This is a genomic window from Gemmatimonadaceae bacterium (assembly GCA_035633115.1).
Classification (GTDB): domain Bacteria; phylum Gemmatimonadota; class Gemmatimonadetes; order Gemmatimonadales; family Gemmatimonadaceae; genus UBA4720.
Genome location: DASQFN010000039.1, coordinates 1 through 7,798, shown reverse-complemented (window position 1 = coordinate 7,798; position 7,798 = coordinate 1). Strand labels below are relative to the sequence as shown.

At 59.1% G+C, this 7,798-nt stretch carries 4 protein-coding genes; 1 reads left to right on the top strand and 3 read right to left on the bottom strand.

The genetic code is table 11. The features are described from left to right. Positions 1-393 precede the first annotated feature (393 nt). The 3 genes from VES88_03520 to VES88_03510 all read right to left on the bottom strand — a co-directional run bounded on the left by VES88_03520 (position 394) and on the right by VES88_03510 (position 5,194). Entirely contained in the window at positions 394-2,427 is a 2,034-nt protein-coding gene (locus tag VES88_03520; GenBank protein ID HYN80545.1) for a M1 family metallopeptidase, read from the bottom strand. Between the two features lie 353 nt (positions 2,428-2,780). Beyond that, complete coding sequence (locus VES88_03515) at positions 2,781-3,668, bottom strand: hypothetical protein (protein HYN80544.1); 888 nt, start codon at positions 3,666-3,668, stop codon at positions 2,781-2,783. Positions 3,669-4,654: 986 nt separating this feature from the next. Beyond that, positions 4,655-5,194, bottom strand: coding sequence for a hypothetical protein (locus tag VES88_03510; GenBank protein ID HYN80543.1), 540 nt, complete (start codon positions 5,192-5,194; stop codon positions 4,655-4,657). A gap of 128 nt (positions 5,195-5,322) precedes the next feature. Between VES88_03510 and VES88_03505 the strand changes: the two genes are divergently transcribed. After that, a partial coding sequence (locus VES88_03505) for a glycosyl hydrolase (GenBank protein HYN80542.1) occupies positions 5,323-7,798 on the top strand: 2,476 nt, incomplete at its 3' end.

Genomic DNA, 7,798 nt, shown 5'->3' with positions numbered 1-7,798 from the left:
GGAGACAGGCCATGCGAAAGTCTATCATGCACGTTGGAATGGATGTCCACAAAGATTCGATTGAAATAGCGATCGCAGAGGATGGTGGTAACCAAGAGGTGCGGCGCTAGGGACGCATCGATGGCGAGCTCGGCTCACTGGAGCGAGTGGTGCGCAAGCTGGTCTCGACTGGGAAGCCGTTGCGCTTCGTTTATGAAGCGGGTCCCTGTGGTTATCATCTCTACCGGCAGCTGACGAGCAAAGGACTGGAATGCAAAGTAGCTGTGGATAGCTCCGTGCCCGGTTACCCGTTCCTCGCGAACTTCGAATCCATGCGTAAAGTGTTCGACTGGCTACACAGCGCGACGGCTGTGACCAACCTGCTGTATCGGAAGGTAAGCGGGCTGACCGGCACTACGGCGCGGCCTTCCAGCTGTTGTTGGAGCGCTTCACGTCGGGGTACACCCCCCGCGGATCGATCTCGATTCGAACCGGCCGCGCCTGGGGCGACGTCACGAGCCGGTAGACGTAGGGCGTTCCGCGATGCCAGACCTGGACCGGTAGCTTGACGCTCCGTTTGGAGCCGTCCGCTCCAACGATGAGCAGATCCACCGGCGCAACCATCTCAGCTCGGAGTGACAGGTGGATGGTGGAGGTCGTGACCCCCGATGTGTCCTGCTGCACAACCGAATCGACCGCGAGGTCGAGGTGATCGGTGCGGAAGAACCAGCTTCGCCAGAACCATGATAGGTCCTCACCGAGCGCGTCGTTCATCGTACGGAAGAAATCGGCCGGCGTGGGGTGCTTGAACGCCCACCGACGCGCGTACTCGCGCAACGCCTCGTCAAACGCCACGGAGTCAACTACCTCGTTCCGCAGGAAATACAGGCCGCCGGAGCTCTTAGTGTAGTGCACGTAGAAGAGTCCGTCCGGGTCGCGCTCCATCGGGCTCATGATGGTTCCCTCGCGGCTCCCCCAGGTTTGGAGGTCGGCGACCAACTTGTCGCCGACGAACGGGTCGTCCAACAGCGAATCCTCCCGGAAGCGATCCCGCCGCACCACCAACTCCACCAGGTTGACGATGCCCTCGTCCTGCCAGCCGTAAAGGCGCTCGTTGGAGCCCACCAGCATCGGAAACCACTGGTGGCCGAACTCGTGCAAGCTGTAGTAGAGAAGGGTTCGCTCCGGGTGGTTAAGCCCTTGGTTCGCCTCGCGCGCCCGGGAGAAGACGATCATCGGGTACTCCATGCCCCCAACCGGCCCGTTGACGTGGATGGCCGTCGGGTAGGGATAGGGAGCGACCCGCGCCGAGAACGCCCGGATCGCTTCTCGGGCTACCTCAGCGGCCCGGGCCCAGAGCGGCAGCGCGGCCGACGGGTACAACGCCTGAATGAGGATGCCCTGCCATCCCGTCGCGTCCCAGATGAAATTGGGCGCCGCTGCCCACGCGACGTCGCGCACGTTGGTGGCCCGGAATTGCCACGTGCGCGTCGCGCCGGTTCCCGACGGGCGGAGCGCGGGGCTCCCGACCTCCTCCGGGGTGATGATGCGAACGGTCGTGTCCGAACGGATCGCGACCGCCAGCCGGCGCCTCTGCTCGGCGGTCAGGACCTCGGCCGCGTTCACGAGGACACCCGATCCGATCACGGTGTAGCCTGCGGGTGCCGTAATCGCGTAGTCGATGTCGCCGTACTCCAGGTAGAACTCACTGTGGCCCGTGTACTGTTCCGTGTTCCACCCGCGCACGTCGTCGTACACCGCCAGGCGCGGAAACCACTGTCCGACCTGGTAAAGCCACCCTTCGGGGAACCGCTCCCGACCGGTTCGCCAGTACAGCGGGACCTGGAAACGCCAGGCGATGTGGAGATGGAGGACGCCGCGCGGCAACAGCGGCCGGTCTAGGGTCACCTGCATCAACGTAGCGCTGATGCGATGGGCGAGCGGCGTGACGGTGGCCCGAGCGCCGCGACTCGACGAGGACAGTGCACCCACGCGCTCGATCACATATCCCCCGACGAAGCCCGGTTCGTCGCTGTACCGCTGGCTCACGATCGTGAGAGGATTGGCGGCGGAGCCGAGGTTCTGATCGAGCTGGATCCAAACGTACCGGAGGGTATCCGGTGAGTTGTTGCTGTAGCGGATTGTCTCCTCGCCGCGTACCGTGTGCGTTACGGTATCGAGTGACGCGCGGATCGAGTAGTCGGCGCGCTGCTGCCAGTACAGGGGGCCGGGCGTACCGGACGCGGTTCGGTACGCATTGGGTGCCGGCAGCTCGAGTGGCCGGAAGGGCGAGGTATCGGGAGCGCCCGGTCGCACGGGGACGTCTTGGCCCGCGAGGGGGCCGACGGCCCCACCGGTGGTGCAGACGAGCGCGGCGGAAGCCAGTAGCGCGCCCATCTCAGCGAGCCTTGACGGGCCGCGTGAGCGGTCGTAGTGCCTGAGTGGCATAGTGGGCTCCGATTGTCTACACGCCGTGTGGTAGGTGCGTCTGCCTAACGCCCGAATTCAGTCGCCGCCCGACGATACCATACAACCCGCACTAACGTTGGAATTCAGGTGGCCGCGTGAGCAGCCTGCAACCTGGATGCGATCAATGAACTTGAGAGACGATCAATCGCGGCTCACCTGCAATGACTGGTTGTTTCAGTTCAACCCCGGATTTTGTCGCGGCTCGCAGACTCGCGCGACAAGAATCCTTAATTCGTTAGGCGGCACCGCCGGCAGGTACAAAATCAGACCGACCGGTGAAGCCGCCCCACCTTACTTCAGCAGCCCCGAGAGCCAGTGCATGATGTTGAGCGCTAACGCCTGTTATCTATCCCCGGGCGGTTCATGCCGAACTTAACCTGCTCCCGTCCGACGACCTGCGCCGACAGCATCCCGGCCTCGCCGAGGACCGTCACCCGACCTTTGCCGAACCTTAACGCGACTCCTTGAGCGCGGCCCGCGGCCGAAACCCTCTCCCCGGACCGCTGAACGTCCAGTGCGGTGCCGGCCAACTTGAGGAAAGCGAGGCCCCCGCCCGGCCATGTGAGTGATTGGCCAACGAAAGTCATGACTCGATTGACCCTTTCCCCAGCGTTCCGGCCCCTGGTTACGGGATGGTCCGTTAGGAGCCCGTTTTCGCGCGTAAACATGAGATAACCCTGACCGGTCTCCCCGAACAACCGGACCATCTCCGGGTCGTGAGTTGACGGGTCAATGGTGAAGACGCTCCGCATCTCTACGCCGAAGCGCCCCGCCAGGTTGGACGCCGCCGCGCCCCACGGCTGGTGGTCCGCGATGAGCAGCAGCGAGCCGCCCCCCTTCACCCAGTCGCGGACGGCGTCGCACTCCCCTTCGGTGAAGGCCGCCACGTCGCCCCTGGAAACGTCCTGCGCGTTGGCGATCACTAGAATGTCATAACCCTTCAGCGATCCGGTCGAAAACTTCTCTTTATTGGCCGTCACCTGATAGCCGTCGTTTGTGATGAGGTCGACGAACGGCTTATAGCGCCCGCCGCTGGTGTGGAAATTATTATGGGCTTCGTCGAAGAGCACTCTGGGGCGCTTTTTTGTGTAGGCCGCGCGGGCGACTCGTGCGTCGAAATTCGGGTCGCCTAGCTGCTGACCGGAGGTTGTACCTGCTAGCCGCATAAGCAGGAGAGATATCAATACCGCCAGTACACTGAAAGGAAGGACGCGTTTCATAGGAGCACTCCCTTCTGTGAGTTCAAGGCGAGGTGTTACAAGGAGAGGTGGTTCTACGCCAATTCTGGCAGCGAGTCAAATTTTGATTTGTTCAACGAGTTGTCACCTAACATGTATTCGACCCAGCAGGTGGGGCAAAACACTAGCACAATTCTGGTGTCTAAATTGTCTAAATCTATAATCGCTCGCGTTTCTCTAACAGAATCCCTGAGCTCAAGACTCGGAGGCCCAAATGCCCGTTGCCCAAATGCGCCAGTTGGTTTCGGGAACACAAACCTAAACTTCTCGACCAGGCACGGACGACGATTCGGCGCAAGCATTCGCACCGAAGACAGCTATGTCGATTGGATACATTTTCTTTCACAACAAACGGCATCCAGCGGAGATGGGGGAGCATGAGATCGAAGAGTTTCTCAATCATCTCGCCGTCGCGAAAGGTGGCCGCCTCCACTCAGAATCAGGCGCTTAGCGCGCTTGTCTTTCTCTATCGTGAAGTGCTTGATAAAGCGATTGGCTGGATGGACAACCTGGAGCGGGCAAAGCATCCTCAGCGGTTGCCAGACGTGTTAACGGAGACCCGAAGTGCCACACGTCCTGGCGCACCTCGAAGGACGGAACGGGTTGATGGCGAGTTTGCTTTACGGCGCGGGGCTGCGCTTGACGGAATGCCTGCGACTGCGAGTCAAAGAACACCAAAGAGCACCCCGTCTACTCGACCTAACATCCACCAACGAAGTTGCTCTAAATCTACGAGAGTCGCTGCATAGCTACACGAGCTGGACTGGATCGCCAAGAGAAATTCCGCCGCCTTGCACTACGCTCGCGTAAACTCCAAGGTTCTGGTTCGCGTCTTTCACAATTGATCGCAGTACACTTGGATCCTTAGGAAGTCCGGAATGTCCGTGGCTGGTCATGCCGCAGCGAGCGGTTGGTATTTCACAAAATCTGTTGAACTGTGCCGATAAACATCTCCGCTCCGATTCGCCTTACGGCGCGACCTCTTTCAAACAAGCAGCGGTCTGTGCAGTGTCGGCGGCTTGACGCGCAGTGTCATTTGCCTTCGCGCCTGGAGGGATTTTTTGCGTGACGCAGATTTTCTCCGGAGTCACTTTCACCACCGCCAGGTACGACGTCAGGCGACTGGGATTCGCACTGTCCTCGCTGGCATTGACGCGCACAATCAACGCAACTGGCGAGATTTTCCCTTTGCTCCTGGCCACGCGCCACTCGGCCTTACCGCCCACACTGGAAAACGCATAGGTGACGACCTGCCACAAATCCAATGGATGGTTCGTGCCACCCGGAGTTACCACCGTAATCGACTGTCGGGCGTCGTCATCCAGGACCAGAAGTCTATAGCCGGCGATGCCCGGGCAGATCTGCGTTGAGCTACCAGTTTCCTTATCAACCTCGATCGTCTTGCACTTCGACGAAGAGAGGTCGCTGTAAACACTTCCCAGCTTCGTTTGAGCCGTGATTGATTCGGTAGTTGCAAACAAGAGGACAAAGAAGATCGCCGCGTTCAATAGGGTCTGCCGGGGGTATGCCGTTTTTCGCATTTCTTTTGAGTTCCTCCCGGTGTTAGCATTCCACACCGATTTCAAATCTTTCTGCGCCGTCGATTTCGAAAGCCAAGTTAAAGGAGTCTACCCGAATGTTCAAGACGTATCTGACGTCTCATCGTTTGATAATGATCTGTTTGCTATTCGTCAGTGGCTTATCCCCAGCTCTCATTCAGGCCCAGCAAAGGCAAACGCCAACGCCGACGCCGTCGCCCACCGGAAGCGAGTCCGATCCACTCAAAGCGCTGCAGTGGCGCAGCATCGGTCCATTTCGCGGCGGGCGCGTGACAGCCGTTGCCGGAGTGGCGTCGCAACCACTTGTTTACTACTTCGGCGCCACCGGAGGAGGGGTTTGGAAGACCACGGATGGCGGCATAAATTGGGAACCGATTACAGATGGTACGGTCTTCGGCACCGGATCGGTGGGCGCGATTGGTCTTTCGGATTCAGATCCGAACACCATCTACGTGGGCATGGGCGAATCACCGGTGCGCGGCAACGTCTCGCATGGTGACGGCGTTTACAAGTCGATGGATACGGGCAAGACCTGGCAGCGAGTGGGGCTTGAAGACACGCGCCAAATCGGACGCATTCGCGTACATCCGCGCAATCCGGACGTCGTTTACGTCGCGGCGCTGGGTCATCTCTTCGGACCAAATGAACAACGAGGCATCTTTCGATCGAAGGATGGGGGCAAGAACTGGGAGAAAATTCTTCATCGCGGCGATAAGGCCGGCGCAATCGACCTGACCTTCGATCCTACCAACCCAAACATTCTGTACGCAGGTTTCTGGGAGGTCTATCGAAAACCCTGGACGCTGGAAAGTGGGGGCCCGGGCGGTGGAATCCTTAAGTCGACCGATGGCGGCGATACCTGGACAGAGATTACGCGTAGTCCGGGCCTGCCTAAGGGTATGGTCGGTAAGATCGGTATCACGGTGTCGCCGGCGAATCCGGATCGGGTTTGGGCCATCGTCGAGGCCGAGGACGGCGGTGTGTTTCGCTCCGATAATGCCGGTCGCACCTGGGCGAAAGTAAATGAAGAGCGGCGGCTGCGCCAGCGCGCCTGGTACTACACTCGGATCTATGCCGATCCCAAGAATGCAGACACCGTATACGTACTGAACACCGGATTCTACAAATCTAATGACGGCGGCAAGACTTACACGGCGATCTCCGTGCCTCATGGAGATAATCACGATCTGTGGATAGCTCCGGACGATCCCAACCGAATGATTAACTCCAACGATGGTGGGGCCAACGTCTCCTTCAACGGTGGTCGAAGCTGGACCGAGCAGGATCAGGCCACCGCGCAGTTCTACCGTGTCGCCGTCGATAATGATTTCCCTTACAACATCTACGGCGCGCAGCAGGACAACTCGACCGTGTGCATCGCCAGTCGCACCACTGACGGGGGCATTACCGAGGAGCACTGGTATAGCGTCGGCGGTGGTGAATCAGGCTGGATCGCGCCGTCACCGAAAGATTCTTCAATTGTCTTCGCGGGCTCGTACGGCGGCTTGCTGACGCGTTACGACCGTAAAACCGGGGCGCTTCGGAACGTCTCGCCTTATCCGAACAATCCTATGGGTGCCGGAGCCGACGTTCTGAAATACCGTTTTCAATGGAACTTCCCCATTCTTTTTTCGCCCAACGATGCCAACACGCTTTATGCCGCTGGAAACGTGCTTTTCAAATCGACCAATGAAGGGCAGAGCTGGGAGATAATCAGTCCCGATCTCACCCGGAACGATAAGTCGAAGCAGGGACCGTCGGGCGGGCCAATCACAAAAGACAATACGAGTGTCGAATACTACAGCACGATCTTTGCGACGATGGAATCGCCGTTGCAGAAAGGGGTGATTTGGACCGGCTCCGACGATGGTTTGGTTTATGTGACCCGCGATGGCGGAAAGAACTGGGACAATGTGACCCCGCCAAAGAATCTGATGCCTGAATGGATTCAAATCAATTCAATCGAAGCTTCGCCCAATGATCCGGCCACGGCGTATGTCGCAGCCACGATGTACAAGTGGGACGACTTCAAACCTTATCTGTACACGACCAACGACTACGGCAAAAGCTGGAAAAAGATCACTAACGGGATTCCCGGAGGCGCGTTTACCAGAGTGATTCGCGAAGATCCCAACAAACGGGGGTTGCTCTACGCGGGAACGGAAACCGGCTTGTATATGTCATTCGACGACGGCGCAGAATGGCGTCCCATGCAGTTCAATCTTCCAGTAGTTCCCATAACAGATCTGGCGGTCCACAAACGTGAGCAGGATCTCGTGGCCGCGACCCAAGGTCGGTCGTTCTGGATCTTTGACGATCTGCCGCTGCTGCACCAAATGATGGAGACCGGCAAAACCGCCGCATCCACGACCCGGCTCTTTAAGCCCGAGGTTGCGTATCGCATGCAAGGCGGCGGAGGCTTCCCGCTTCCGACGACTGCGACTGTCGGCAAGAACCCGCCCAACGGTGTGGTGGTCTACTACTCACTTAAAGGCAAGCCCTCCAGCGATCTGGTGCTTGAGTTTCTCGACTCCAGCGGCAAGTCCATACGAA

Excerpts from the sequence above, each read along its gene's own strand:
- VES88_03515 (HYN80544.1), bottom strand. The coding sequence starts at position 3,668 with ATGAAACGCGTCCTTCCTTTCAGTGTACTGGCGGTATTGATATCTCTC.
- VES88_03520 (HYN80545.1), bottom strand. The coding sequence starts at position 2,427 with ATGCCACTCAGGCACTACGACCGCTCACGCGGCCCGTCAAGGCTCGCT.